Raw genomic sequence first — 21,439 nt, 5'->3', positions numbered from 1 at the left:
CCTATGCGTTCTGTGTTGCGCGGACTGTCCGGAGTGGCCGTTCTCCTGGTGGTGTGGGAGGCGTTCGGCCGCTCCGGGCTGTTCCCAGACGGCTACCTGCCACCGCCCTCGGTGGTGTTCCCGCAACTGCTCACGATGCTCGCCTCCCGCGAATACCTGCTCGGCATCGTGGCGACCGCGCTGTCGTGGGCGATCGCGCTCGGCATCGCCACGGTGATCGCGGTGCCGGCCGGGCTGCTGTTGGCCAGTGTGCCGATGGTGCGGACGGCGAGCAGGGCCGTCGTGGAGTTCCTGCGGCCGATCCCGTCGGTCGCGCTGGTGCCGCTGGCGATCGTCGCCGTCGGCGGTGGCCCCGCGACCAAGATCGGCCTGGCCGCCTTCGCCTCGCTGTGGCCGATCCTGTTCAACACCATCTACGCCTTCGGCGAGGTCGAGCCGCTGTACGTGGAGACAGCACGCGCCTTCGGCACGGGCAGGGCCACGGTGCTCGGCAGGGTGGTGCTGCCGACGGTGGCGCCGTTCGTCCTCACCGGCGTGCGGCTGTCCTCGGCGATCGGGTTGGCGGTGGTGATCAGCGCCGAGATCCTCACTGGAGCCAGCGGCGGCATCGGCAGCTTCATCCTCGCGGCGGCCAGCGGCGCGACCAGGATGGACCGCGTGCTCGCCGGCGTGGTCGTGGCCGGTGTCCTCGGATACCTGATCAACGCCGGCCTCGAATGGCTGCAACGACGGCTCTTCGGCTGGCACGCCGCGAGCGGAAAGCCGGCATCATGACGCGACTACGGCACTTCCTGCTGAGCTGGTCGGTGTTCCTCGGGCTGGTGGTCGTCTGGCAGTTCGCGGCCGCCTACGGCCAGAACGTGTACTTCCCGACCCCGCTGGACATCGTCTCCGCAGCCCACCAGCTGTGGTTCTCCGGCCCGGTGTCCAGCCTGTTCCTCACCAAGGGCGCGATCGACAACCTGCTGCCCAGTCTCGGCAGGGTGACCGGCGGTTGGGCCATCGCGGCCGTGCTCGGGATCGCCATCGGCACCGCGCTTGGTCTGTCCAGGACGGCGGTGCAGTACGCGGGGCCGGTGTTCGCGTTCTTCCGCTCGCTGCCGCTGCCCGCCCTCGTCCCGGTGTTCATCCTGCTGTGCCGCCTCGGCACGCAGATGGTGCTCACCGTGATCGTGTTCGGCGCGGTGTGGGCGGTGCTGCTCAACACCGTGGACGGCGTGCGGTCGGTCGACCGGGTCATGACCGACACCGCGCTCGCCTTCCAGGTGCCCAAACCCCAGTGGCTGCTGGGCATCGTGCTGCCGGCCGCGCTGCCCAAGATCTTCGCCGGACTGCGCGTGAGCCTGTCCCAGTCGGTGATCCTGATGGTTGTCGCCGAACTGTTCGCCGCCAACGGCGGGCTTGGCGGCGAACTGCGCGACGCGCAGACCCAGTTCGAGTTTCCCTCCATGTGGGCCGTGATCGTGATGCTCGGCGTCCTCGGGTACACGCTGAACACCGTGTTGGTGGCGGTGGAGCGGCGCATGCTCGCCTGGCACTTCGCCGCGGCCGGCCGACTGTCCGACGACCGCGAGCTGGTCAGGGCGTGAGCGACCGTGTCCCCACGAAGTTGGTGGGGACACGGTCCTTCCACGGCGCCGCGAGTTCCAGCTGAGCGGCGAGGCGGAACAACAGATCCTCGCGTCCGTACGGCGCGACGAACTGCACCCCGATCGGCAACCCGCTCGCGCTCTGCCCGAGCGGGAGACTGATCGCCGGCTCGCTCGACACGTTGAACAGCGCTGTGAACGGCCCGTACTCGAACAGGCCTTGCAGCCAACTCGTCACGGTGTGCCCAGGGTCGTTGTACTGAAGCGTGCCGTGCGGCGCGGGCAACTGGCCGAGCGTCGGCGTCACCAAAAGGTCGTACTCGGTGAAGAACGCGCCGACCGACCGGCTCACCCGGTTCTGCGCGTCCAGCCCGGCCATCAGCTTCAGCGCGCCGAGCTCCCGAGCCTCGGCGAGCACCAACCGCGACACCGCCTCCAGCTTGTTCGGATCCGGCGGCCTCGGCGCGGTCAGATACGGCACGGCCAAGGCCGCGAGCTGCGCCCGCAGACCCCGCATCGCCTCGTCCCAGTCCACGGCCGGGCTCGCCTCGGTCACATCATGCCCGAGCTCGTCGAGCAGTCGGCCCACCCGAACAGTCGCCTCGACCACTTCGGCATCGACCGCCACCCCCGACCAGGCCGAGGTGGTCACCGCCACCCGCAACCGCCCGGTGTCGCGGCCAAGCTCGTCCGCGTAACGCCTCCGGGGCGGCGGCGCGGTGTACTTGTCGCCGGCGTGGTGACCCTGGAACGCGTCGAGCAGGTGGGCCGCGTCGCGGACCGTCCTGGTCAGCGCAAACTCGTAGGACATGCCGAACCCGGCCTCGCCAGTGTTGGGCCCGGCCGGCGTGCGTCCCCGACTCGGCTTGAGCCCGACCAACCCACAGCAGGCCGCCGGAATCCGCACCGACCCGGCGCCGTCGGTGGCATGCGCGACGGGAACCGCCCCCGCCGCGACCAATGCCGCCGCACCGCCGCTCGACCCGCCGACACCCCGTTCGAGGTCCCACGGATTGCGCGTGATGCCGTACTTCAGCGACTCCGTCGCGAAGCTGATCGCCATCTCGGGCGCGGTGGTGAGCCCCAGGGTGGCAAGCCCCGCTGCCCGCGCCCGCGCCATGAGATGAGTGTCGTTCTGCGCGAGCGGCCCGGGAATGCTCCGGCTGCCGCAGAAGAACGGCACGCCCTTAGCCACCGGCCCGATGTCCTTGATCAGGAACGGAACCCCGGCAAGCGGCCCGTCCGCCGAATAGTCAAGGGCCTGCTCGAACAGCGGCAGCGCGAGACCGTTCACAGTCTCGTTGGCCAACTCAAGCGCCTGCCGCGCAACAGCTTCGACCTCGGCCGCAGTGACCTCGCCCGCCACGATCAGCTCACGCAACCCGACCGCGTCGCACCGCGCGTACTCGTGTAACTCCATCGCTCGCCCCCTCCCGTAATTCGTGGCAGGCGCGGTCCATCGCCGTTACCTGTCCATCACTCCAACTGGCCCGCCGGCCGCTGCCGTCCCCCAGCCGCCGACGCCCCCACCTCGCGTGTCGTCCGTCAACGGCCGCAGGAAGCCAGCCGAGAACAAGTCGGCACCGACGCCGCGGCTCTTCTCCGCCGAACCCCCACAGGCGCTATCGGTAGCCAGCCGCCGCACGGCTGCGGTGCCCTCGCTGGGCCAACCCCGGCAAAGCCCTGCTCACACTCCGGCGAGACCCTGACTCGATCCCGACAAGGCCCCGCTCGACCTCCGGCCCGATTCCATGCTCGCTCCCGACAGACGACTGTCCTCAACTCGGCCAAGCTTGCACCCGACCTGCACACCTCGCCATTCCTTTTTCGTTGGCACCCCGCTCTCCGCTGCTCCCTTCTCCTCGACGGCCGCTTCCTCAGCCCCCACTACCTGCTGCGCCGGCCCGCAGGTAGGTCAACACGGCGAGCACCCTGCGGTTGGTGTCGTCGGTGACCGGCAGGTCGAGTTTGGCCAGGATGTTGCCCACGTGCTTGCCGCTGGCCGCCTCGGACACCACCAGACTGGTCGCGATGGCCGAGTTGGAATGCCCTTCTGCAATCAGTGCGAGCACCTCACGTTCCCGAGTGGACAGTTGCTCCAATGGATTGTTGTTGCGAATCAGGAGTTGGCGCACCACCTCTGGATCGACCACCGTTCCACCGTTGGCGACCGGACTGATCTGGGCGGCATGGCACTACCCGCCTGCGTTCCTGGGTTACGTGCAGTTCCCTCACCTGCTGGTCGGGCTGGCTGTGTGGACGGTGTCGTTCCAGCTCCAGGAGATCATCCTGGCGTGGCTGAGGCTGCACAGCGGCAGCATCTGGCCCGCGAGCCTGGCGCACGTTGGAAACAACATGGTTGTCCCGCTCGGAGTGGTCAGCGGGGTAATTCTGCTCCGCAGGCAGTTCGCCGTGCGTGCACCGACACCGAGTCGAGCGCGCCGCGGCGCGCCGGCCACGGCAGGATGAGGGCTGTGAAGTGGACTCGTGCCGTGCACCACCTGGAAACCCTCGCGCAGACCTGCGGCGAGATGGCCACCCGACCAAGTTCGATCTTCCCGCTGCGTGTCGTGCAGCTGTGGGCACACGGAGACGTCCTGGGTGTCCCACGTGATCTCGACACCGTCGCGGTCGCGCTGGTCGTGGATCTACCTGTGGAGGAGGTTCCGTGGCTCTGCGAACCGCAGGGCGCGCAACACTGGGCCAGTGCCACCAGGCTGGAGAAGAGCCCGATCGAGCGGGTGTGGCGTTCGGCGCATGCTCCGGTGTGGAACCACCGCGTGGAGCGGCCCGCTCTGCTGTGGGACGGGACCGACGGCGTGGCTGAGCCTGTGCTCGAGGCTCTGCGTGAGGGGCGAGGAGAGGAGGTCAGGGCGGGCGCTCCGACGGCGGCGGAGCTGCGGGCGCGCGTGGACGACGAATACGGGGTCAGCCTGCGTGCGTTGCGCGACCGGACCCGTACCTATGAGGAACGGAGGTGGAGCCCCGGCAAGCTCGAACCCGTCGCGGATGCGCTGTGGCGGGCCAGCGGTGGGTATCTCGACGTGTTGGAGGCGCGTGGTCACTGGGGTTGCTGAGGCATAGGGCTCCTGTGCTGTCTCGGGAGGCTTGTGGTGCGGGTGCGTCGGGTCGGCTGTGGTCTGTGGCTTTGGCCTGGGGCGTCCGCCATCCGATTGTGGCTCTGCGGCCTGCGGCGTCGTGCGCAGGTGGACGTATGCTCGAATACGTGCGAATGAAGCGACCCAACCCAGTCCTGTGGCTCTGGTACGCCTTCGGCGGCCGGCTGCCGGATCGCTACCGGGAATGGGTCCTGCACGACATCACCTGCCGGACCTGGGTGGTGCGACACGTGCTGCGGGGCCTCGTGCAGACCTCGCCTGTGTACCTACTGCTCCTGCTGCCCGGTCCGCTGGACATCCGCCTCCTCGCGTGCCTGCTCGGCCTGCTCGTCGGCCTCATGTACTACGTCTCCTTCATCATGGACACCACCGAGCAGCGGTTGGTCCGCCACGGCTATTCGCGGGGCACGGGCATCGCCACCCGGAAGGCGGCGCACGCCGAGGAGGATGCCGCGCGGCAGGCGCTGTACAACGCGCGGTACCGGCACAGCGGCTGAGCCGGGCTGGCGGACGTCGCGGCCGTGCACCGCAGGGCCGATGTCGGCCGGACCCCGGGCAAGATCGTGTCGGCGTCGTGACGGAGGGTGCTGCGTCGCGACGGACCCCCAGGACCGCCGCGACGCGACACCAACGCGGCTATGCGCCGGAACGCAGGCTAGTGCCGGGGTACGACAGTGTCGGTGGCGTCACCGCACACGCTGGGCGAACAGCCGGGTCGACCACAGCACGGCTAGGACGGTCAGCACGATGATCACCAGCATGCCCTGCCAGACGGACGGGTCGTCGACGTGCCCGGCGAACAGGGCGCGCGTGCCATTGGTGGCCCAGTAGAACGGGTTCCAGCGGGCGATCGACACCAGCCAGTGCGGTGCCAGCGCCAGCGGCAGCAGCACGCCGGACAGCAGCGCGAGCGGCTGCGACACCGTGTTCATCAGCGGGCCTAACGCGGCTGGGCTGCGGATCACCAGCGCCACCGCGTAGGACAGCGCGGAGGCCATCAGGCCCATCAGCGCCAGCATGAGGTACGCCAGCAGCAGCGGGCCGATGGAGACGGTCAGGCCGAACGGGATCGCCAGCAGCGTGATGAGCACGGCCTGGCCCATCAGGGTGGCGACCTCGCTGAGGGCACGGCCGAGCAGCAGCGCGAACCGGCTCATCGGGGTGACCCTGGAGCGTTCGATGATGCCGGCGCGCAGCTCGGCCAGCAGGCCGAAGCCGGTGAACAGGCCGCTGAGCAACACCAGCACCACCAGCAGCCCCGGCACGTAGATCCGGTACGCGTCGGCGTAGCTGGTGGCGCCCATCGGCGCGAGCGCCGGCTTGAGCAGCGGCGCGAACAGCAGCAGGTACGCGATGGGCTGGGTGATGCCGATGACGAGTCGGATCGGCGTGCGCCGCACCAGCAGCATCTGCCGCTGGAAGACGAGCCACGTGTCCCGGAACGGTTTCATGGTCAGGACTCCCGCATCTGCCGGCCGGTCTTGGTCAGGAACACGTCGTCGAGGCTCGGTCGGTGCAGCTCCAGCTTGCCGAACTCGATGCCGGCGCCGTCCAGCGCGCGCAGGATCTGCGGGATCGCCGTCGAGCTGTCGTCGACGTAGAGGCGGAGGCCGCCATCGATGGTCTCCAGGCGCTGCACGTCGTCCTTGTCGCGCAACAGGTCCGCCGCGTGCTGCGTGGATCCCTCGATGCCGACGGTGACCACGTCGCCGGAGATCTCGCGCTTGAGGTCGTCCGGCGTGCCCTCGGCGACGATGGTGCCGTGGTCGATGATCGCGATCCGATCGCACAGGGCGTCGGCCTCTTCGAGGTAGTGCGTGGTGATGAACACCGTCATGCCGTCGGCCCGCAGCCTGCGCACCTCGTCCCACATGTGCGCGCGGCTCTGCGGGTCGAGGCCGACGGTCGGCTCGTCCAGGAACAGCACCCTGGGGTGGTGGATCACGCCGAGCGCGATGTCCAGCCGTCGACGTTGGCCGCCGGAGTAGGTCGCGCACGGGCGGTCGGCGTACTCGGTGAGCTGGAACGCGTCCAGCGCCGTGTTGGCCCGCTCGCGCGCCTCTGTCTTGCCGATGCCGTACATCCTGGCCTGGAGCACCAGTTCCTCGCGCGCGGTGACCTCGTCGGTGGTGCCGCCGCCCTGGGCGACGTAGCCGATCCGCATGCGCACCTGCCCCGGGTCGCCGCGCAGGTCCGCGCCCGCGATGGTGGCCTCGCCGCCGTCGGGGACGAGCAGCGTGGACAGCATCCGCAGTGTGGTGGTCTTGCCGGCGCCGTTCGGGCCGAGGAAGCCGAAGATCTCCCCCTCGGTGACGTCGAGGTCGACGCCGCGCACCGCGTCGACGGTGGCGCCCTTCTTGACGGTGAAGGACTTCCGCAGCCCGCTTGTCTTGATCATCCGTTACCCCGCTGTCGGACGGCGGCCGACACGCGGTCGGATCCGTTGCGTGCCAGTCGTTCCAGGTGTCGCGCGGCGACGGTTGCCCCGCCGGCCGCGGTGATCGAGTCGCGCAGCCGAGCGGCGGCGGCCCGGTAGGAGGGATCGTCGAGGACGGTGCTGATCGCGTCGCGCAGCGCGTCGGGGCCGACCCGCGCGAAGCTGACGCGGACGCCCGCGCCCGCCGAGGCGACCCTGGCGGCGTTGATGGGCTGGTCGTGCCGGATCGGGGCGACGACGAGCGGCACGCCGTGCGCGAGCGCCTCGTTGACGGTGCCGAGCCCGCCGTGCGACACCACCGCGTCCAGGTGCGGCAGCAGCCGCAGCATGGGCACGCTTGGCACGACCAGCACGTTCGGTGGGGGAGCCGGCACCGCCTCGGGCGGGGCGACCAGGATCGCCTGCACGCGGTCCGCCAGCGGTTCCAGCGCCCGCAACACCCGCGCGTGGAAGCCGTCCGCGACGTCGTCGGCGAGCGTGCCCGTGCTGACCAGCACGCGCCGGCGGTTCAGGTCGAGCAGGCCGAGGTCGAAGTCGCGGCCTGGCCGGTCGGCCAGCGGCGGTCCGATCAGCTTGACGTGGTCGGGGAAGGTGTTGTCCCCCAACAGCTCTCTGATGGCGCAGGCGAGCACGAGGTGGGGGGAGAAGCGCTGGTCGTGCCAGTCGGCCTCGGGCAGTCCCGCGTCGGTCCAGAGCGTCAGCAGCAGGTCGCGCATCCACGCCTCGACCTTCGGCAGCCCTCGGTACGGGCGGGCCAGCTCGATCGTGGAGCACGCGAGCGTCGCCCACGGCAGCCCGTGCCGGTGCGCCACAGCCGCGCCGGTCGGCGTGTGTTGGTCCACCACAACGACATCCGGCTCGTACGCGACGACGGCCTTGTCCACGGCGGGGAGCGTGAAACGCGCGAACGGGACGACGAACCTCGTCCACAGCGACTTGAGCGCGGCGAGTCCGCAGTCCGCCTGCGGGCGGTGCAGCCTGGTTCCGGTGGGAAAGACAGTGGCGTCCGCGCCGAGCAGCGGGCGGAGCGAGAGCTCCGAGCCGGTCCACGCGACCTCGTGGCCGTTGCGCGCCAAGGCCTGCGCGATCCCGAGGGCCGGGTTGACGTGTCCGACCAGCGGCGGCACCACGAACAGGAATCGGCTCATGCGGCGGTCTGCCGCGCCACGTAGGAGACGAGGTCGCCGACGGTCAGCCCGATGAGCCCGTCGAGGTCCAGCCCGGCGACGAACGCGGGCAGGTCGACGCGGTCGCCGTAGCGGTCGCGCAGCGACTCGCCGAGCGCGACCAGCTCAACGCTCTCCATCCGCAGGTCGCCTTCCAGTCTGGCGTTCGGACTAATACCGGACGCCCATTCGGCGCTTTCGCCGGTAGTGTCCAGGAGCATTCCGGCGATATCGGTGAATAGCCGCGGATCGGTGCTTTCACCGGGGCATGAATCCGCCATCGTTGCGGGAACCTCCCTGCCGCAGGTTGCCTGGACAGTACCCGAACTCGCGCTGACGGTGTCGTGGGATTTTCGGGCAAGAATGCGGGCCCATCGGGCACCCCAACGGTCGGTGAACGCGCTGTAGTAGTCGGACACCGGGAGTCACTATTTCGATTCGGACGGTTTTCGATGTCCGGTCGGGCAGCGTTCAGGGTGCATCGTAAGCGCAGCGTTGCCGCTGGTCACGCAGGGTTGATCAAGCCTGAATCCCGCGTACAGGCGCGCACGGACAATGGACTCCGCAGCCTATTGACAGCTATCCCCGACGCTGCAAAGAATGCGTCCGAGCGCAAATGGCCCGCCGTCCATGTGTGGCGGCGTACCGTGCATGGCTGCGGGGGTACATCTATGGCGGATCAGATCCTTGTCCCGTTTCACGGCGAGGGTTCCGGCACCGGCGGACTGGCCTGGGGTCAGAAGGGCATCTGGCAGACGATCGTGTTATCCGGACGCTCGAAAACGATGGGCGGCCTGGTGCGCGTCCCCGTCGGGCTGACCGTGGCGGACGTCGCGGCCACGCTGCACTTCGTGATGAGCCGCCATCAGGCGCTGCGCACCCGCCTGCGCTTCGCCGAGGACGGTGCCGTGCGCCAGGAGGTTGCGGCGGAGGGCGAGGCGGCGCTGGAGGTCGTGGACGTTGGGGACGGCGACGCCGACGCGGCGGCCGACGAGGTGCGCGAGCGCTACCAGTCCACCAACTTCGACTACACCGACGAGTGGCCGGTGCGGATGGCCGCGGTCCGCAGGGACGGGGTCGTCACCCACGTCGTCGCCGTGTACCTGCACCTCTACATCGACGCGGGCGGCCTGAACGCCCTGATCGCGGATCTCGCCGCAAGGGACAGGGAGACCGGCGAGGCCGCCGGCCCGGTCACCGCGATGCAGCCGCTGGAACAGGCGCGACGACAGGCGACGCCGGCCGCGCAGCGACAGTGCGACGCGTCCCTTCGGCACCTGGAGCGCGTGCTGCGTTCCGTTGCCCCGCAACGTCTTCCCGAGCCAATCGACCCGGGCGAGCCCGAGTACCGGATGATCGGCTTCCGCTCGCCTGCCACGCTGCTGGCCGCGCGCGTGATCGCCGCCCGGCACGGCGTCGACACCTCTCCCGTGCTGCTCGGCCTGTTCGCGATCGCGCTGGCGCGGATGACCCGGATCAGCCCGGTAGTCGTCACCCTCGCGGTGAACAACCGTTTCCGCCCCCGTTTCCGTGACTCCGTCAGCCCGGTCGCGCAGATCAGCCCCTGCGTGATCGACGTCGCCGACGTCACCGTGGACGAGGCGATCACCAGGGCGTGGCGCGCGGCGATGGGCGCCTACAAGTACGCCTACTACGACCCGACTCAGCGCAAGGCGCTCGTGGAGCGGATGACCGAGGAACGCGGCGTGAAGGTCGACCTCTCCTGCTTCTTCAACGACCGCAGGGAGAACCGGGCCTCGCCGACCGGACCACTGCCGACCGAGCAGGAGATCCGGCGCGCGGTGGCGCTCGGCGAGCACCGCTGGGTGACCGACGACGAGCCGACCGCGCAGTCGCTCTACCTCGACGTCAACGACGCGGTCGACGCCGTCGACTTCACCATGTCGGCGAACGTGCGCAGCCTGCCGCCCCAGGACATGGAGGCGCTGGTGCAGGGGATCGAGGATGTCGCCGTCGAGGCCGCGTTGGCACCGGCCACACCGACCGGCATCGGGCCCGTCCCGGTGTCCGCCTGAGCGGGCCGCCATGATCACCGGAAACACCTGGGGCGCCACGTGACCGCGCTGACGGCCGTCGCGTCGTACCTGCCGGCCGGCCGCGTGCCGATCGAGGAACTGGCCGGGCGGCTCGGCCTGAGCGACCGGCAGGTGCGGGTGTTCCGCCGCTTCCACGGGCTGTCCGAGGTGTGCCGGGACCACGACGGGACGTTGTTCGACCTGCTCGCCGCCGCCGTCGGCGAACTGGACGAACTGCGCGGGCGCGAACACCTGGTGAAATACGTCCTGTACGCGCGCGGCATGCCGGTCGCGGTCCCCTACCCGGCGAACCCGCTGCACGAGCTGTGCCGCAAGCTGGGACTGGCGCACGCGGTGGCGTTCACCGTCACCCACCACGCCTGCGCGACGGGCCTGCTCGCGGTGGACATCGCCGGCAGGCTGCTCGCCTCGGACGGCGTGCCCGGCGCGCTGGCGCTGGTGATCGCGGGGGAGAAGACCTTCACCAGGGACGCCGAGCTGGTTCCGGACACCTCGATCTTCGGCGAGGGCGCGGCGGCCTGCCTGGTGTCCGCCGACGGCGCGAGCGACCGGCTGCTGTCCTATGTCACGCGGCTGCGCGGCGACTTCGACGGCAGGCTGGTCGAGGATCCCGGCCTCGCGGTGCGGTTCGCCAAGGAGTACCCGGGTTCGCTGGCCGAGGTGATCCTCGCGGCCGTGCAGCGGGCCGGGCTCGCGCTGGACGAGATCAGCCTGATCGTGCCGCACAACGTGAACGCCGTGTCATGGCGGCGGTTGTGCCGCATGATCGGCTACCCGGTCGACCGCGTGCTGCTGGACAACGTCGCCGTCACCGGGCACTGCTTCGCGGCGGACGCGTTCCTGAACTACCGACTCGCCGCGGACCGTGGCCTGCTCAACCCCGGCGACCGTTACCTGATGGTGGCGGCGGGGCTCGGCGCCACGTTCTCCGCGATGGTCTTCGAGCACTGACGTGGCACAGGAGAGGGAGACGCCAATGGGGCAGACAACGGAAGTCGATCTGCGGCAACAGATCGTGGACAGCATCGGGGAGCTGCTGCCGCGCGTGCTCAAGCGCGAGGTGCCGGAGCTGCCCGAGAGCACCAGGCTGTTCGACGAGCTCGGCCTGAGCTCCGCGAGCACCCTGGAACTGTTGCTGGAGCTGGAAGAGGCCCTCGACCTACAGATCGACGTCGAGGAGATCGACCAGGGCGACCTGGAGTCCGTCGGCACGCTCGCCGACTTCGTCGCGGCGCACTCCCTGACGCAGGACTGAGCCTATGTTCAACGCCGGCCCCGCCGATCTCACCGCGCCGGAGCGCCCGCTGCGGGTCACGCGCGCCGTGCGCCGGGTGTTCGACGGCCGCTCGGACACCGCGCTCGACCCGGAGTTGCGGATCTTCCTGTCCGACATGGTGCGGCCGTACGGGCTCGCGCTGCGCGAGGACCTGCTCACCGCCGGGGTCGGCCACTCCTACGGCGAGATGGCCGCGCCGCTGATCGCCGAGGCGACGTCGGCGGACGAGCCGGTGGACGTGCTCGTGCTGGCGTTCGCCATGCACGACCTCCGGTTGGGCCGGGCGACCTCGGTGTACCTGAGCAACCTGTGCCCCGGCGGTCCGATGGCGTTCGCGGTGTGCGACCAGGGTTCCGCCGCCGCGTTCACCGCGCTGCGGCTGATCCGCGAGTACTCCCGGTCGGGTGCGTGCCGGCGGGCGCTGCTGCTGGTCCTGGAACAGTCGGTGCTGCACTACGAACCCGCGGGGCCTGCGGAGATTCCGGCCAGGCACGCGGGTGTCGCGCTGCTGTGCGACGACGCGGGCGGCGCGGCGCTCAGCGGCGCGCGGCAGCACGCGGACGTGGCGGTCGGGCAGGTCGCGACGCTGCTCGCCGAAGACCTGGGCGCGCTGACGGCCGGACGGACCGACGTGACGCTGATCCTCGGCGGCGGGCTCGCCGCGCTGGCGGACGCGGGCCTCGCCGAGCGCGTGCGGATCGCGCCCGAGGGGCAGCCCTACACGGGCGTCTGGTGGGAGCTGGCCGGCGCGCTGGACCACGACGACCCCGGCCTGACGGTGTTCGCCGACCACGACCCGAACCTGCGCTACCTGTGCGTCTCCGCGCTGGACACCGTTGCCGCACGGCAGGAGCAGCCGGCATGAGCGACTACCTCGTCGACGTCTGGCTGATCCGCACGGACCTGCCGGAGCCCGCCCTCGCCGAGCTGGCCGAGGTGCTCGACCAGGACGAGCGGACGCGGGCCGCCGCGCTGGCCCCGACGGGCCGCCGCGCCGCGTTCGTCGCCTCGCACGCCGTGGCGCGGCTGGTGCTCGGCGCCAGGCTCGACGTGCCGCCGGAGCGGCTGCGCTGGCGGCGCGGCCGGCACGGCAAGCCCGAGATCGCCTGGCCAGCAACGGAATCGCGGGTCAACCTGTCGCACTCCGGCGACCTCGCCGCGCTCGCCGTCGCCGACGGCCGCGCGGTCGGCGTCGACATCCAACGGCACGGCACCGACCTGGACGCGGTCCGCCTCGCGGCCCGCTACTACCCGGCCGTCGAGGCATGCCACGTCGCCAAGGCGACCGAGCCGGGGGAGCGGGCCCGCCGCTTCGCGCGGCTGTGGGCGCGCAAGGAGGCGTGCGTGAAGGCGATCGGCGGCCGGCTCGCCGAAGGCCTGCGGCTGCCGGTGTGCGAACCCGTTGTGCCCGGCCCCCAAGGACCACACCTGGTGGCGGACCTGCCGGCGCCGCAGGGGTTCGAGGCCGCCGTGGCGCTCGCCGGCACGGCGCCGTACCGGGTCGTGACGCGGTGGTGGCCGGCCGGAATCCCAGTGCAACCCGAGGCGCGGCAGCACGCAGGATGCCGCGCCCAACCAGAGACGATGGTGGTGCAGACATGTTCGACAGTCGCGTCGGCGTGATCGAAGACGCCCGACCCCTGGCCACCGAGGTCCCCGGGGTCTACCTGTCGCCAGAGCCGTTCGAGGCGATCGTGAACCTGCTGCGGCGCGGCATCGCGGCGCTGTCCTCGGACGAGCCGTTCCGTAGGTTGACCATCCCGCCGGTGATTGCCCGCCGCACCATCGAGCGCGCCGGCTACGTGAAGACGTTCCCGCAGCTGCTCGGCACCGTGCACAGCTATCCCGGCGACAGCAAGGAGTGGGGGCGGCTCGCGCCGTTGGTCGACACGGGCGGCGCCTGGCACGCCGACCAGCAGATCAGCGACCTGGTGCTGCTGCCGGCCGCCTGCTACCCGGTGTACGCGACGCTGGTGGGTCAGGACCTGACCGAGCCCGCGCGGTTCGCCGTCGAGGCCACCTGCTTCCGACAGGAGGCCACCAGCGAGGCCGGCAGGCTGCGCTCGTTCCGGATGGCCGAGCTGGTCACCGCGGGCTCGGAGGAGCACTGCGTGCAGTGGCGCGGCCACTGGCAGGACCGGATCGCCGAGTGGCTGACCGGGCTGGGCCTCGACGTCTCCGTCGACGTCGCCGACGACCCGTTCTTCGGGCCGGGCCGCAAGCTTTACCAGGCGGCGCAGCGCGCCCAGGAACTCAAGCTGGAGCTGCGCGTGCCCGTCGAGGACGGCCTGGTGCAGGCCGTCGCCTCGGCGAACTGCCACAAGGACCACTTCGGCGAGGCGTTCGAGTTCACCTGCGACGGCGCGGTCGGGCACACCTCGTGCATGGCGTTCGGCCTCGAACGCATCGCGCTGGCGCTCATCAACGCGCACGGCGCCAGGGTCGACACCTGGCCGGCCGACGTGCTGTCCACTGTGGAGGGAGGACACCGTGACTGAACCCGCGCAAACCCTGCGGGACAGCCTGTACCGGACGATTCGGCTGATCCGCCGGTTCGAGGAGCGCTCCATCGACCTGGTCAAGGCCGGCGAGATCGGCAGCGGCATCCATCCGTGCATCGGCCAGGAGGCGGTGGCCACCGGGGTCTGCGCGGCGCTCGACCCCGACGACATCATCCTGAGCAGCCATCGCGGACACGGCCACCTGCTGGCCAAGGGCAGCGACCCCGGCCGCGTGCTCGCCGAGATGGCGGGCCGGGTCACCGGCATCGACAAGGCGCGCGGCGGCTCCTTCCACCCCTCGGACCTGTCGGCCGGTGTGTACAACGCGACTGGCACCGTGGGGCACGGCGCGGCCATCGCCGCCGGCATCGCCTGGGCGTCGGCCAAGGCCGGTGACGGCAAGGTGATCGTGAGCTTCTTCGGCGACGGCGCGGTCAGCCAGGGCGCGCTGCTGGAGGGCTTCAACCTCGCCGCGCTGTGGCAGCTGCCGGTGGTGTACGTGTGCGAGAACAACGGCTACGCGACGACGCTGCCCGTGGAGACGGCCGTGGCCGGCACGATCACCGGGCGCGGCGAGGCGTTCGGCATTCCGTCGCGGTCCGTCGACGGCCAGGACCCCGAGGTGGTGCTGGCCGCCGCCGCCGAAGCGGTCGCGCGCGCCAGGAGCGGCGGCGGTCCTTCGTTGATCGAGTGCCGCACCTATCGCTACCACGGCCACCACACCTTCGAACTCAAGGCGCGGCTGAAATACCGCGACGAGACCGAGATCGCGGCGTGGCGGGAGCGCGATCCCATGGACATCCAGGCCGCGCGGGTCGACGCCGGCACGCGCGAGCGGATCGACGCGGAGATCGAGGAACTGCTCGACGACGTGGTGCGGTTCGCGGTGGACAGCCCTCGGCCGGACGCCGTCGACGCGCAGGACTACCAGTACGCGACCGGACTGCGGACCCGAGCGGGGGTGGCCGATGCCTAAGCTGTCGTACCTCAAGGCACTGAACCGGGCGCTCGGCGACGAGATGAACCGCGACCCGTCGGTGTTCGTGCTCGGCGAGGACATGAACCTCGCGCTGACCAACGTCACCGCGGGCTTCCTCGACCGGTTCGGTCCGGACCGGGTGATCGAGACACCGTTGTCGGAGCAGGGTTTCACCAACTTCGCCACCGGGGCCGCGATGGCCGGCCGGCGCCCGGTGATCGAGTTCCAGATCCCGTTCCTGTTGTTGCTGGTGTTCGAGCAGATCGCGAACCAGGCCAACAAGTTCTCGCTGATGAGCGGCGGCCAGCACGCCGTGCCGGTCACGTACCTGATGCCGGCGGCCGGCTGGCGGACCGGTTGGGGCGCGCAGCACTCCGACCAGCCCTACAGCATCTTCGCGCACATGGGCGTCAAGACCGTGATGCCGGCGACGCCCGCGGACGCCTACGGCCTGCTCACCACGGCGATCCGCGACGACGATCCCGTGGTGTTCTTCGGCCCGCTCGCCTCGCTTGGCGTGCGCGAGGACGTCGACTTCGCCGAGCTGGCGCCGATTCCGCTCGGGGTTGGCTGCGTGCACCGGAAGGGCACGGACGTGACGGTGGTCGCGATCGGGCACCTGGTGCACGACGCGATCGCCGTCGCGGACGAACTGGCCGACGAGGTGTCCGTCGAGGTTTTCGACCCGAGGACGCTGCACCCGTTCGACTGGACGGGTCTGGCCGCGTCGCTGGAGAAGACCGGGCGGCTCGTCGTGATCGACGACGCCAACCGATCCTGCGGACTCGGCGGCGAAATCCTGGCCACGGCGGCGGAGGAGATGCGGTTGATCGCGCCACCGCGCCGCGTCACCCGGCCCGACGGCGCGATCGTCGGCGCGTCGCCCGAGCTGGACGTGGCACTGCAACCGACCCGCGAACAGCTGGTGACGGCGATCCAGCGGGTGCTCAAGTACGGGGGAGATGCGGCATGACGGAGCGGATTCTCGTTGCGTTCCAAGGAGAGGGCGAGGGCGTCGAGGAGCTGACCTGGGGGCAGGTCGGCTTCTGGCAGGGCATGGCCATCACCGGACAGTCCGAGACCATGGGCGGCATCGTGCCGGTGCCCGACGGCACCACCGTCGAGGACGCCGCGGAGACGCTGCGGTTCGTGATGAGTCGGCATCAGGCGTTGCGCACCAGGCTGAGGTTCGCCGGAGGGAAGAATCCGCAGCAGGTGTGCTCCTCGTCCGGTGAGGTGCCGCTGGAGATCGTGGACGTCGGGGACGCCGATCCGGCCGAGGTCGCGGAGGCGGTGCAGAAGGACTACAAGGAGCGCAACTTCGAGTACGAGACCGAGTGGCCGGTGCGGATGGCGGTGATCCGCAAGGACGGCGTCGTGACGCACGCCGTCGCGGTGTACCTGCACATCGCGCTGGACGCCGGCGGGCTGGCCGCGTTGACGGAGGAGCTGTTCACCCGGGACCCGAACACGGGTGAGACCCCCGGGCCGGTGACCGCGGTGCAGCCACTGGAGCAGGCGAGACGGCAGCGCACGCCGGCCGTGCTTCGGCAGAGCGAGGCGTCGTTGCAGTACCAGGACCGAGTGCTGCGGTCCGCGACGCCCAGTCGCTTCGGCGAACCGAAGTACGACGTGCCGCGGGACTTCCGGCAGATCCGGTACCGCTCGCCTGCCACGCTGCTGGCGATCAGGGCGATCGCCAGGCGGGACGGCGTGAACACCTCGTCGGCGTTGCTCGGGTGTTTCGCGGTCGGGCTGGCGAGGTTCACCGGCAACAACCCGGTGCTCGCGATGCTGCTGGTCGGGAACCGGTTCCGGCCGGGCTTCGCCGACTCGGTGAGCCCGTTGGTGCAGCTGAGCCCGTACGCGATCGACGTCGCGGACGTGACGGTTGGCGAGGCGATTCTGCGGGCGCGCAACAACGTGCTCAGGGCGTACAAGAACGCCTACTACGACCCGGATCGCCAGGACGAGATGGTGGACCAGATCAACGCCGATCGCGGCGAGGAGATCGACTTCTCCTGCTTCTACAACGACCGGCGGCAGCTTGATCGGGAGCAGCTGGACGGGACGATCGCCTCGGCCGAGGAGATTCGGGCCGCGGTGCCGCTCGGTGGGTACGAGTGGGAGTTCGAGCCGGACATGCCGACCAGAAAGCTGTTCCTGAATATCGACGAGACGGCCGATGCTATTGATTTCGTCATGTCGAACGATCTGCGGTACTTCTCCATGGACGATATGGTGACCGTTGCCCGTGGCATGGAAGCCGCTGCCGTCGATGCGGCCGTCGAGCCGCTCACACCGACCGGGGTTCATGCCGCCAGCGCGCAGAAAATGCTGGTGGATCTACCCGGAGCATGATCTAATTAGCTATTCGCCGCGAATCGATGACAACATCGTGGAGCGGCGGCCTTCTCTGGGGAGGGAGGTGCGCCATCATGATCGAGATCAAGCGAGTTGCCGTCAAGCGCGTTGCTGTCAAGAACTGAATTGTGCCGTGATCCGCGGACCTAGCTAACAGAATATTCGTGGGTGTTGGGCCGCGTGCGCACGCGGCCCAACGCCCACGGAATCGCGGAGTCAGGCGAAGGTGTCGTGCTTGACGGCACCCAGAAATGCCGTCCACTGGGTGGCCGGCAGGATGAGGGTTGGGCCGTCGGGGTTCTTGGAGTCGCGCAGGGCCGTGGCCGGGCCGCTGAACGCGACTTCGACGCAGCTCCCGTCGCCTGTGCTGGTGCTGTGGCTGCTTTTGCGCCACTGGGTGCCGTCTGAGTCCAGGAGCGCGACTTCTACGCAGCCTGAGGCGTTGTCGTGACCGCTGTGGCTGCTCTTGCGCCACCGGGCGTTGCTGAGATCCACAGTGGACATATCTGTCGCCTTCCGATCATGTGTCGGCGATCAGCTGCTCGATCCAGCGAATCGAGTCCTCCGGGCTGAGCGCCAGCTTGGTGAGATCCTTGAAGCACACCCTAGCGGCCTGGACAACCTCTGGATCGCTTATTTGTGCCGAACCACCCATGTACTCGGTGTGCAGCACGTCTCCTTCTTCAGGGTCGGGCAAGCTCATCAGGTGGAAGCTGCTGATGTCACCGTCGTGGTGTCCGGCGGTGTCGAGCAATACCTGCACGGTGACGTGCGGCAGGCCGGCTAGGTGAATGATGTGCTGAAGCTGCTCGCGCATGTTCTCTGGGCTGCCCCACTTCTTGGTCAGTACGCCCTCGTCGATGATGGAGTGGTATCGCAGAGGGTTCGCTCCGGTCAGCCGCTGCTGTCGGCGAAGCCTTATCGCCACCTGATTATCGTTCCACTTTCTTGAGTGCCGAGCGCTGGAGCTGTCGAAAACTGACAGCATGTAAGGTTTGGTCTGAAAGAGTCCAGGGATGTTGCTCTTTTGGAAGGCACAGATCTGGTCGGCTTCTGCTTCGAGGCTCGTGAAAGCCTGCTTCGTCACGCTGTATGCTCGCCACCAGCCTTTGGCTCTTGCGTCCTCCAGCTTGATGGCGTAGACCTTCGCCTCTTCGGGTGACACTCCGTAGAGGTCCAGCATGGCAATCAGCTCGTGATACCTCGGAAGCTGACCCAACTCGAACCGGCCGATCTTGCTCCTGCCGATATCGACCCGCTGGCTCACCTCTTCCATGCTGAGACATGCTTGCTTCCGCAATTTGCACAGTTCACGACCGAACTGGCGTTCCCGGTATGTGTGGTCGAGCTTCCTTGGCATGAGCACCTCCTTGTGTGTGTATGAATACCGGAGTTATGCCGCACGCACAATTGGAGGGATTCCCTCCCGAATTCGGGGCTAACCCATGGGGCACCATCAATCCCCAATGGGGTTAGTGTGTCGAGCATGTCGATCGCTGAGGACGGCGAGGTCGTCGCTGCCGCGCGGGCGGGCGATGAGTCGGCGTTCGGCGGCCTTGTCGAGCGTTACCGGCGGGAGCTTCAGGTTCACTGCTACCGGATGCTCGGCTCGTTCGAGGAGTCGGAAGACCTGGTGCAGGAGACGTTCCTTCGAGCATGGCGCAAACGCGAGAGTTTCCAGGGCCGCGCCACGTTCCGCGCATGGCTCTACCGGATCGCGACCAACGCGTGTCTCGACTTCCTCGACCAGCACCCGCGCCACCCGGTCCGACATGACGCGGTGACGGAGATTCCCTGGCTACAGCCCTACCCGGACCGGCTGCTGGAGCCGATCGTGTCCGGCGAGGCCGAGCCGGACAACGCTGTGGTCGCCAGGGAAACCATCGAGTTGGCGTTCCTCATCGCCGTCCAGCACCTGCCACCAGGGCAACGGGCCGTGCTGATCCTGCGTGACGTGCTCGGCTGGTCGGCGAAGGACACTGCCGCGTTGCTCGAGGTGAGCGTCGCCTCCGTGAAGAGCGCGCTGCAACGGGCGCGGCCGACACTGAAACAGCATCTGCCGCAGCGACGGCTGGACTGGGCACCGTCGACGGCTCCCACCCAGGAGGAGCGGGCACTGCTGCAACGCTTCATGGACGCCCATGAGCGGGCCGACACCGCTGCGTTCGCGGCGTTGTTGAGCGAGGGCGTCCGGCTCACCATGCCCCCGTATCCGTTCTGGTTCGTCGGCCGGCAGGCCGTCGTCAACTTCAGCGAGCATGCTTTCGGACCCGACTCGCCGCTATACCAAGGACACTGGCGCAGCGTGCTCACCCGCGCGAACCGGCGGCCGGCGATCGCCGGATACGTGCGGCTGCCGGGCGACTCCGGGTATCGGGCGCAGGCGCTGACCGTCCTGCGGATCGAGGACGGGATGATCAGCGAGATCACCGCGTTCGAGCCTCGTCTGTTCCCCGCGTTCGGCCTGCCGCTGGAGCTGTCCTAGCCCGCGGCGATTCCTTTTCGACCGTCCCACCGTCTCACCACTGACGACCTCGACAGGCGTGGTCGACGACGCTGAGGAATGTGCTGATGACGATCGAGGGTCGCGACGATGTGATGGCGCTGCCGCAAGGTGACGTCCGGTTGCTGGACAGTGACGTGGCGCAGCGTTTGCTCGTCTCGAAAGAGCTGGCGCGCATGGCATATGTGGCGGCGGACGGCACGCCACGGGTATTCCCGATGTTGTTCCACTGGACCGGTGCCGAACTCGTCATGGCCACGTTCGCTGGGGCGCGCAAGATCGCCGCCCTGCGGGCGAAACCCGACGTCGCGATCATCATCGACGTCGCCTCCACACCGCCGGAGACGCTCCTCATTCGCGGCAGGGCCTCGGTCACCGACGTCGACGGGATCGTTCCGGAGTACGCGCTGGCCCACCGCCGCTACGGCGGCGAGGAACAGGCCGCTGCCACGCTCGCCGCGATCGATCACCCCGGCACGAGAATGGCCCGCATCGCCGTGGTCCCGACCTGGGTCGGGGTTCTCGACTTCCAGACCCGGCTGCCGGGAGGCACCAGCGTGGCGGAGTTCGAGCGTCGGGGTCGATCGTGACGACCGAAGCCGTGAGTCCGCCCCACCGTCCGCATCAAGAGGATCGTTCGTCATGACCACCTACGTCCTGATCCCCGGCGCCGGATCCGACTCGTGGTACTGGCATCTGCTGGACGCCGAGCTGACGGCGCGCGGCCATGACGTCGTGGCGCCCGACCTGCCCTACGACGACGATTCGGCCGGGCTGGTGGAGTACGCCGACGTGGTGGTCGACGCGATCGGCGGCCGTTCTGACCTCGTCGTGGTGGCCCAGTCCTTCGGCGGTTTCACCGCGCCACTGGTGTGCGAGCGGGTGCCGGTCGAGCTGCTGGTGCTGGTGACGGCGATGATCCCGTCGCCGGGCGAGCCGCCCGGCGCCTGGTGGGCCAACACCGGCTGGGAGCGGGCCAGGCGCGAGCAGGACGAGCGTGACGGCAGGGCACCTGACGATGACATCGCCCTGTTCCTCCACGATGTGCCGCCCGAGCTGGCGGCAGAGGCGATGAGGAGGGGACGCGGTCAGTCCGGCACACCGTTCGGCAAGCCGTGGTCGCTCGACGCCTGGCCTGCGGTGCCGACGAGATTCCTGCTGTGCCGCGATGATCGTTTCTTCCCGGCCGAGTTCATGCGCCGGGTCGTGCGGGAACGCCTCGGCATCGTTCCCGACGAGATCGGCGGCGGTCACGGCATCGCCCTGAGCCGCCCCACTGAACTGGCCGACCGACTGGAGGCCTATCACGCAACCGAGCACAGTTCGCGCGCGTGACCGTGCGACCGGGCGGGCCATCGGCGACGGCGGCCCGCCCGGTCACCTGACGTCATCGACTGGCCCCGCTTCGGCGACGAGTGTCGAGAAGGTGCAGGTCAACGCCTATAAAC

Annotated in this window: 24 protein-coding genes and 1 pseudogene; 17 read left to right on the top strand and 8 right to left on the bottom strand. The window is 69.4% G+C overall.

The genetic code is table 11. The features are described 5' to 3' along the window. The first annotated feature begins 3 nt into the window (after positions 1-3). Both F0L68_RS27445 and F0L68_RS27440 read left to right on the top strand, forming a co-directional pair. Positions 4-774: an ABC transporter permease gene (locus F0L68_RS27445; RefSeq protein WP_149852713.1), complete on the top strand. Its 771-nt coding sequence runs from the start codon at positions 4-6 to the stop codon at positions 772-774. Further along, positions 771-1,589 carry an ABC transporter permease gene (locus F0L68_RS27440; RefSeq protein ID WP_149852712.1) on the top strand — a complete coding sequence of 273 codons (819 nt, stop codon included), beginning with the start codon at positions 771-773 and terminating at the stop codon, positions 1,587-1,589. The genes F0L68_RS27445 and F0L68_RS27440 overlap by 4 nt, the downstream gene beginning before the upstream one ends. Here F0L68_RS27440 and F0L68_RS27435 read toward each other — a convergent pair. Then, a complete protein-coding gene (locus F0L68_RS27435) occupies positions 1,579-3,009 on the bottom strand; it encodes an amidase (protein ID WP_149852711.1) in 1,431 nt (476 codons plus the stop codon). The genes F0L68_RS27440 and F0L68_RS27435 overlap by 11 nt on opposite strands. A 457-nt stretch (positions 3,010-3,466) precedes the next feature. After that, positions 3,467-3,769 (bottom strand): annotated as a pseudogene (locus tag F0L68_RS27430) (response regulator transcription factor); the annotation flags it as partial. Here F0L68_RS27430 and F0L68_RS27425 point away from each other — a divergent pair. The 3 genes from F0L68_RS27425 to F0L68_RS27415 all read left to right on the top strand — a co-directional run bounded on the left by F0L68_RS27425 (position 3,675) and on the right by F0L68_RS27415 (position 5,205). Further along, complete coding sequence (locus F0L68_RS27425; protein ID WP_223199187.1) at positions 3,675-4,058, top strand: CPBP family intramembrane glutamic endopeptidase; 384 nt, start codon at positions 3,675-3,677, stop codon at positions 4,056-4,058. The pseudogene F0L68_RS27430 and the gene F0L68_RS27425 sit on opposite strands and share 95 nt — an antisense overlap. Before the next feature lie 5 nt (positions 4,059-4,063). Then, the gene (locus F0L68_RS27420) at positions 4,064-4,666 is read left to right on the top strand and encodes a DUF7711 family protein (protein WP_149852710.1); all 603 of its coding nucleotides are present in this window, start codon (positions 4,064-4,066) and stop codon (positions 4,664-4,666) included. Positions 4,667-4,821: 155 nt separating this feature from the next. Continuing rightward, entirely contained in the window at positions 4,822-5,205 is a 384-nt protein-coding gene (locus F0L68_RS27415) for a DUF5313 family protein (protein ID WP_188316872.1), read from the top strand. A gap of 189 nt (positions 5,206-5,394) precedes the next feature. Here the strand turns inward: F0L68_RS27415 and F0L68_RS27410 are convergent, their stop codons facing one another. Genes F0L68_RS27410 through F0L68_RS42690 form a run of 4 tightly spaced genes read right to left on the bottom strand, consistent with a single transcriptional unit; the run spans position 5,395 to position 8,451 of the window. Next, positions 5,395-6,159 (bottom strand): ABC transporter permease, encoded by a 765-nt coding sequence (locus F0L68_RS27410; protein WP_149852708.1) that lies wholly within the window; start codon positions 6,157-6,159, stop codon positions 5,395-5,397. 2 nt (positions 6,160-6,161) lie between these two features. Then, entirely contained in the window at positions 6,162-7,106 is a 945-nt protein-coding gene (locus F0L68_RS27405) for an ATP-binding cassette domain-containing protein (protein WP_149852707.1), read from the bottom strand. Beyond that, on the bottom strand, positions 7,103-8,293 hold the full coding sequence (locus F0L68_RS27400; protein ID WP_149852706.1) for a glycosyltransferase: 1,191 nt from the start codon (positions 8,291-8,293) through the stop codon (positions 7,103-7,105). Before F0L68_RS27400 ends, F0L68_RS27405 begins: the two co-directional genes overlap by 4 nt. Further along, entirely contained in the window at positions 8,290-8,451 is a 162-nt protein-coding gene (locus F0L68_RS42690) for a hypothetical protein (RefSeq protein ID WP_188316860.1), read from the bottom strand. The genes F0L68_RS27400 and F0L68_RS42690 overlap by 4 nt, the downstream gene beginning before the upstream one ends. A 531-nt stretch (positions 8,452-8,982) precedes the next feature. Between F0L68_RS42690 and F0L68_RS27395 the strand changes: the two genes are divergently transcribed. Genes F0L68_RS27395 through F0L68_RS27355 form a run of 9 tightly spaced genes read left to right on the top strand, consistent with a single transcriptional unit; the run spans position 8,983 to position 17,485 of the window. Continuing rightward, positions 8,983-10,347 carry a condensation domain-containing protein gene (locus F0L68_RS27395; RefSeq protein WP_188316859.1) on the top strand — a complete coding sequence of 455 codons (1,365 nt, stop codon included), beginning with the start codon at positions 8,983-8,985 and terminating at the stop codon, positions 10,345-10,347. 39 nt (positions 10,348-10,386) lie between these two features. Next, positions 10,387-11,319 (top strand): 3-oxoacyl-[acyl-carrier-protein] synthase III C-terminal domain-containing protein, encoded by a 933-nt coding sequence (locus tag F0L68_RS27390; RefSeq protein WP_149852704.1) that lies wholly within the window; start codon positions 10,387-10,389, stop codon positions 11,317-11,319. Positions 11,320-11,344: 25 nt separating this feature from the next. Then, positions 11,345-11,623, top strand: coding sequence for a phosphopantetheine-binding protein (locus tag F0L68_RS27385; RefSeq protein ID WP_149852703.1), 279 nt, complete (start codon positions 11,345-11,347; stop codon positions 11,621-11,623). Between the two features lie 4 nt (positions 11,624-11,627). Continuing rightward, entirely contained in the window at positions 11,628-12,509 is an 882-nt protein-coding gene (locus tag F0L68_RS27380) for a 2-hydroxy-acid oxidase (RefSeq protein ID WP_149852702.1), read from the top strand. Next, the gene (locus tag F0L68_RS27375; protein ID WP_149852701.1) at positions 12,506-13,267 is read left to right on the top strand and encodes a 4'-phosphopantetheinyl transferase family protein; all 762 of its coding nucleotides are present in this window, start codon (positions 12,506-12,508) and stop codon (positions 13,265-13,267) included. Before F0L68_RS27380 ends, F0L68_RS27375 begins: the two co-directional genes overlap by 4 nt. Next, the gene (locus tag F0L68_RS27370; RefSeq protein WP_149852700.1) at positions 13,243-14,142 is read left to right on the top strand and encodes a class-II aminoacyl-tRNA synthetase family protein; all 900 of its coding nucleotides are present in this window, start codon (positions 13,243-13,245) and stop codon (positions 14,140-14,142) included. The genes F0L68_RS27375 and F0L68_RS27370 overlap by 25 nt, the downstream gene beginning before the upstream one ends. After that, positions 14,135-15,121: a thiamine pyrophosphate-dependent dehydrogenase E1 component subunit alpha gene (locus F0L68_RS27365; protein WP_223199168.1), complete on the top strand. Its 987-nt coding sequence runs from the start codon at positions 14,135-14,137 to the stop codon at positions 15,119-15,121. Before F0L68_RS27370 ends, F0L68_RS27365 begins: the two co-directional genes overlap by 8 nt. Further along, positions 15,114-16,097, top strand: a complete 984-nt coding sequence (locus tag F0L68_RS27360; RefSeq protein WP_149852699.1) for an alpha-ketoacid dehydrogenase subunit beta — start codon at positions 15,114-15,116, stop codon at positions 16,095-16,097. Before F0L68_RS27365 ends, F0L68_RS27360 begins: the two co-directional genes overlap by 8 nt. Then, the gene (locus F0L68_RS27355) at positions 16,094-17,485 is read left to right on the top strand and encodes a condensation domain-containing protein (RefSeq protein WP_149852698.1); all 1,392 of its coding nucleotides are present in this window, start codon (positions 16,094-16,096) and stop codon (positions 17,483-17,485) included. The genes F0L68_RS27360 and F0L68_RS27355 overlap by 4 nt, the downstream gene beginning before the upstream one ends. Before the next feature lie 219 nt (positions 17,486-17,704). Here F0L68_RS27355 and F0L68_RS27350 read toward each other — a convergent pair whose 3' ends face one another. Then, positions 17,705-17,992 (bottom strand): DUF397 domain-containing protein, encoded by a 288-nt coding sequence (locus tag F0L68_RS27350; protein ID WP_149852697.1) that lies wholly within the window; start codon positions 17,990-17,992, stop codon positions 17,705-17,707. Between the two features lie 16 nt (positions 17,993-18,008). Continuing rightward, positions 18,009-18,848, bottom strand: a complete 840-nt coding sequence (locus F0L68_RS27345) for a helix-turn-helix domain-containing protein (RefSeq protein WP_149852696.1) — start codon at positions 18,846-18,848, stop codon at positions 18,009-18,011. 126 nt (positions 18,849-18,974) lie between these two features. On the opposite strand from F0L68_RS27345, the gene F0L68_RS27340 reads away from it, so the two are divergent. The 3 genes from F0L68_RS27340 to F0L68_RS27330 all read left to right on the top strand — a co-directional run bounded on the left by F0L68_RS27340 (position 18,975) and on the right by F0L68_RS27330 (position 21,326). After that, the gene (locus F0L68_RS27340) at positions 18,975-19,973 is read left to right on the top strand and encodes a sigma-70 family RNA polymerase sigma factor (RefSeq protein WP_149852695.1); all 999 of its coding nucleotides are present in this window, start codon (positions 18,975-18,977) and stop codon (positions 19,971-19,973) included. An 86-nt stretch (positions 19,974-20,059) separates the two neighbouring features. Next, the gene (locus F0L68_RS27335) at positions 20,060-20,581 is read left to right on the top strand and encodes a pyridoxamine 5'-phosphate oxidase family protein (protein WP_149852793.1); all 522 of its coding nucleotides are present in this window, start codon (positions 20,060-20,062) and stop codon (positions 20,579-20,581) included. 52 nt (positions 20,582-20,633) lie between these two features. Continuing rightward, positions 20,634-21,326, top strand: a complete 693-nt coding sequence (locus tag F0L68_RS27330; protein ID WP_149852694.1) for an alpha/beta hydrolase — start codon at positions 20,634-20,636, stop codon at positions 21,324-21,326. Positions 21,327-21,439: the final 113 nt, after the last annotated feature.

It is taken from the genome of Solihabitans fulvus (assembly GCF_008386585.1).
GTDB classification, from domain to species: domain Bacteria; phylum Actinomycetota; class Actinomycetes; order Mycobacteriales; family Pseudonocardiaceae; genus Solihabitans; species Solihabitans fulvus.
This window is presented reverse-complemented; position numbering and strand designations above follow the sequence as displayed.

What these genes read in the sequence shown, in the direction of transcription:
- F0L68_RS27350 (WP_149852697.1), bottom strand. Translation starts at nt 17,992, where the DNA reads ATGTCCACTGTGGATCTCAGCAACGCCCGGTGGCGCAAGAGCAGCCAC.
- F0L68_RS27345 (WP_149852696.1), bottom strand. Translation starts at nt 18,848, where the DNA reads ATGCCAAGGAAGCTCGACCACACATACCGGGAACGCCAGTTCGGTCGT.
- F0L68_RS27400 (WP_149852706.1), bottom strand. Translation starts at nt 8,293, where the DNA reads ATGAGCCGATTCCTGTTCGTGGTGCCGCCGCTGGTCGGACACGTCAAC.
- F0L68_RS27435 (WP_149852711.1), bottom strand. Translation starts at nt 3,009, where the DNA reads ATGGAGTTACACGAGTACGCGCGGTGCGACGCGGTCGGGTTGCGTGAG.
- F0L68_RS27385 (WP_149852703.1), top strand. Translation starts at nt 11,345, where the DNA reads ATGGGGCAGACAACGGAAGTCGATCTGCGGCAACAGATCGTGGACAGC.
- F0L68_RS27410 (WP_149852708.1), bottom strand. Translation starts at nt 6,159, where the DNA reads ATGAAACCGTTCCGGGACACGTGGCTCGTCTTCCAGCGGCAGATGCTG.
- F0L68_RS27380 (WP_149852702.1), top strand. Translation starts at nt 11,628, where the DNA reads ATGTTCAACGCCGGCCCCGCCGATCTCACCGCGCCGGAGCGCCCGCTG.
- F0L68_RS27355 (WP_149852698.1), top strand. Translation starts at nt 16,094, where the DNA reads ATGACGGAGCGGATTCTCGTTGCGTTCCAAGGAGAGGGCGAGGGCGTC.
- F0L68_RS27440 (WP_149852712.1), top strand. Translation starts at nt 771, where the DNA reads ATGACGCGACTACGGCACTTCCTGCTGAGCTGGTCGGTGTTCCTCGGG.
- F0L68_RS27335 (WP_149852793.1), top strand. Translation starts at nt 20,060, where the DNA reads ATGACGATCGAGGGTCGCGACGATGTGATGGCGCTGCCGCAAGGTGAC.
- F0L68_RS42690 (WP_188316860.1), bottom strand. Translation starts at nt 8,451, where the DNA reads ATGGAGAGCGTTGAGCTGGTCGCGCTCGGCGAGTCGCTGCGCGACCGC.
- F0L68_RS27370 (WP_149852700.1), top strand. Translation starts at nt 13,243, where the DNA reads ATGTTCGACAGTCGCGTCGGCGTGATCGAAGACGCCCGACCCCTGGCC.
- F0L68_RS27415 (WP_188316872.1), top strand. Translation starts at nt 4,822, where the DNA reads ATGAAGCGACCCAACCCAGTCCTGTGGCTCTGGTACGCCTTCGGCGGC.
- F0L68_RS27330 (WP_149852694.1), top strand. Translation starts at nt 20,634, where the DNA reads ATGACCACCTACGTCCTGATCCCCGGCGCCGGATCCGACTCGTGGTAC.
- F0L68_RS27445 (WP_149852713.1), top strand. Translation starts at nt 4, where the DNA reads ATGCGTTCTGTGTTGCGCGGACTGTCCGGAGTGGCCGTTCTCCTGGTG.
- F0L68_RS27375 (WP_149852701.1), top strand. Translation starts at nt 12,506, where the DNA reads ATGAGCGACTACCTCGTCGACGTCTGGCTGATCCGCACGGACCTGCCG.
- F0L68_RS27360 (WP_149852699.1), top strand. Translation starts at nt 15,114, where the DNA reads ATGCCTAAGCTGTCGTACCTCAAGGCACTGAACCGGGCGCTCGGCGAC.
- F0L68_RS27395 (WP_188316859.1), top strand. Translation starts at nt 8,983, where the DNA reads ATGGCGGATCAGATCCTTGTCCCGTTTCACGGCGAGGGTTCCGGCACC.
- F0L68_RS27405 (WP_149852707.1), bottom strand. Translation starts at nt 7,106, where the DNA reads ATGATCAAGACAAGCGGGCTGCGGAAGTCCTTCACCGTCAAGAAGGGC.
- F0L68_RS27340 (WP_149852695.1), top strand. Translation starts at nt 18,975, where the DNA reads ATGTCGATCGCTGAGGACGGCGAGGTCGTCGCTGCCGCGCGGGCGGGC.